The organism is Streptomyces pacificus (assembly GCF_011766325.1).
Taxonomy (GTDB): domain Bacteria; phylum Actinomycetota; class Actinomycetes; order Streptomycetales; family Streptomycetaceae; genus Streptomyces; species Streptomyces pacificus.
This window is the reverse complement of sequence record NZ_BLLG01000088.1, coordinates 1-304: the sequence shown is the minus strand read 5'-3', so window position 1 is coordinate 304 and position 304 is coordinate 1. Positions and strand designations below refer to the sequence as shown.

Annotated in this window: 1 protein-coding gene; it reads right to left on the bottom strand. The window is 70.1% G+C overall.

From position 1 onward, the window contains the following. On the bottom strand, positions 1-304 hold a 304-nt coding region (locus SCWH03_RS28375; protein ID WP_173267792.1), incomplete at both ends, for a beta-ketoacyl synthase N-terminal-like domain-containing protein.

Here is a 304-nt window from a genome sequence, read left to right as displayed (position 1 = left end):
ACCGCGCAGCGCCTGCATCGCCCAATGCATCGCCACCAGCGACGACGAACACGCCGTGTCGACCGTGACCGCCGGCCCCTCGAAACCGAACGTGTACGACACCCTGCCCGAGACCACACTCGGTGAGGCACCGGTACTGCCGTAGCCCTCGGTGTCCGCGCCGCCGATCAACTGGGTGTAGTCGTTGTACATGACGCCTGCGAACACGCCGGTGCGGCTGCCGCGCAGCGACACCGGGTCGACACCGGTGCGCTCCAGCGCCTCCCAGGCCGCCTCCAGCAGCAGCCGCTGCTGCGCGTCGGTC